Origin of the sequence: Rhodopirellula sp. JB055 (genome assembly GCF_043100905.1) — a bacterium.
Taxonomy (GTDB): Bacteria; Planctomycetota; Planctomycetia; order Pirellulales; family Pirellulaceae; genus Rhodopirellula.
Map to the genome: position 1 here is coordinate 1 of NZ_JBICHO010000118.1, position 2,533 is coordinate 2,533.

1 protein-coding gene and 1 pseudogene are annotated in these 2,533 nt (G+C 54.7%); both read right to left on the minus strand.

The genetic code is table 11. The features are described 5' to 3' along the window. Positions 1-1,021 (minus strand): acetate/propionate family kinase (locus tag ACF8AM_RS04805; RefSeq protein ID WP_392554540.1); only part of this gene is annotated, 1,021 nt, incomplete at its 3' end. Further along, positions 1,018-2,533 (minus strand): annotated as a pseudogene (locus tag ACF8AM_RS04810) (phosphoketolase); the annotation flags it as partial. The pseudogene ACF8AM_RS04810 and the gene ACF8AM_RS04805, both read right to left, overlap by 4 nt.

Genomic DNA, 2,533 nt, shown 5'->3' on the forward strand with positions numbered 1-2,533 from the left:
CCGAGAGAAGCGTCGGCTGCTGGAGCTCATCGTCTCGGTCATTCCGATTCGCATCTAGTTTGATTCCAAAGCATTGCAAATCGCCGAGCAACCGACGGCGAAACTCGGCCGACTCTTTCACCAAAGCTCCTGACAGCAACAACGCATCGTAACCACCCAGGACCGCAATCCCTGCCCCGATACATTCATGGACTCGAGCTGAATATATTTGCAGAGCCAGCTCAGCTCGTGAGTTGCCTGTTGCCGCGGCAGGCAACAAATCTCGCGTGTCGTCGCTGATCCCGGATACGCCCAGCAGCCCGCTGTCTCGGTTGAGCATCTCGTCCACTTCGTCGATCGAGCGACCATCGCGAAGCAACGCCAGCACCAACGCGGGATCCAAACTGCCCGATCGCGAACTCATCATCAATCCGTCCAGCGGAGTCAGTCCCATCGTCGTCCAAATGCTTTTGCCATCCAAGATCGCACATGCACTGGCACCACCGCCAAAGTGGAGTGACAATACCTTCGTTGCCTCGCGATCCCACCCGTTCCAAACCGACTCGTGTGCCAACCCGTGAAAACCGATTCGTCGATATCGCTCGCCGAGGTCGTGTGGCAACGGGTACCGCCAGACATGCTCCGGAAGCGTGCGGTGAAACGCGGTGTCGAAAACCGCGTGCACCTTTAAACGCGTCTCGTTGCGGATCGCGTCAGCAACGGCGATCGCGGTTGGCACATGCAATGGAGCCAGGTGCCGGACTTCTTCAAGCGACTGCAGCACGCTCGCATCGATCTCCCGCGAATGTTGTTTCCAAAACGGGCCACCATGGACGAAACGAATCGCCACCGCGTCCAGCGAGTTGTTTCCGATCCGCCTGAACAGCTTGACTGCTTCTTCGGCGACCTTCTTTTTTCCCTTGATGCGGTCGACCATACCGCGATCAAGATCCAACGATGGCGAATCAGAATCACATCGCTCCGTCTCCACCAATCGGTACCGCAGCGTTCCGCTTCCGGGATTCAAACAGAGCAATTTCATGTTGGGTCTCCTTGCACGGCGTTGGCGAGCGGTTCGATTTCCCACTGCGTGAACGATGGCATGTCCTCGCCATGGTGTTGTGCATGTTGAAGCATCTCCTCTCTGACTCTTTGGAAGTGAGCTCGCGTTTGGACGCATCGCTCAAGCAATTCGGGACGCTCGATCGCACCCGCACAGAGGATTTGATCGACCAACGTGTAACGATCGATTCCGTTGGCGGCTAGCAAGCTGAATGGCGTCGTGGTCATCCCTTCTTCGATGTAGCCATTGATTCGAAACCGCTCATGCCCTGGACGATTCCAAAGCAATTGCTTGATCGCCGAAGGGTAGCCGTGAAAGTTAAAGATGACTGCTGTGCTCGGTGGGAAGAAATGGTCGAATTGTTCGTTGTTCAGACCGTGCGGGTGAAACGACTGCTGCTCCAAAATCAACAAGTCGGTGATGTTCACCAATCGAATCCGCAAGTCTGGAATGGTTTGTCGCAACAGACGCGAGGCAACGACCGCTTCCGCGGTCGGATAGACGCCAGCACACGCCAAAACGACATCGACGGTTTCGTCCGTTGGTGAAGTTTCGTCTGCTGATGAACTGGCCCAATCCCAGATCGACAATCCGTTTCGACAATGCTCTTCGGCTTCTTCGGCGGACAACCATTGCGGCATCGGTTGCTTGGATGCGATCACCAGATTGATCTTGCCCGTGCTTCGCATGCAATGATCGATTGTCGACAACAAACAGTTGGCATCCGGCGGCAGGTAGACGCGGACGTTCTGAGCTTTTTTGTTGAGCAGCATATTCAGAAAGCCTGGCATTTGATGCGAGTAACCATTGTGATCCTGTCGCCAACCTTCACTGCTGAGCAGGTAGTTGAAGGAGCTCACTTGGTCTCGCCATTCAATCTCATCGGAACGCTTCAAGAATTTCGCGTACTGCCCCATCATGCTATCGACGATCGAAACAAATGCCTCGTAACACGGAAAGATCGCGTGACGACCGGTCAGCAAGTACCCCTGCATGCAAGCTTGGCAGGTGTGTTCCGACAGCATTTCAAAGACACTGCCTTGCATTCCAATGTTTGGATCGTTCGCTGGTGTTGGCCACACAAATTGTCGTTGGCTCGCATCCAATGTGGCTCCCAACCGGTTCGAAATCAGTTCATCAGGGCAAAACAACCGAAACCGGCCTCGGTTGTTTTCGATGACGTCGCGGAGAAATTCTCCGGTGGTTTTCATGTCGCTCGCCGTTTCACGCCCTCGATCGTTCCTGTCGATCTCGAGTTCGTAGTGCTTCCAATTCGGAATCGTCATCGGTTTGCGAATTGAACCTCCGTTCGCTTCGGGGATCATCCCTAGACGCCGCGCACCTTTCGGCAACCAACGAATGATTGATGGCTTGGGCGAACCGTCTTCCTCGAAGATCTCCTCTGGTCGGTAAGAACGAAGCCAACGATCCAGAGCCTCCAAGTGTTGCGGATCATTTCGCGGGTCTTCCAATGGAACTTGATGAGACCGA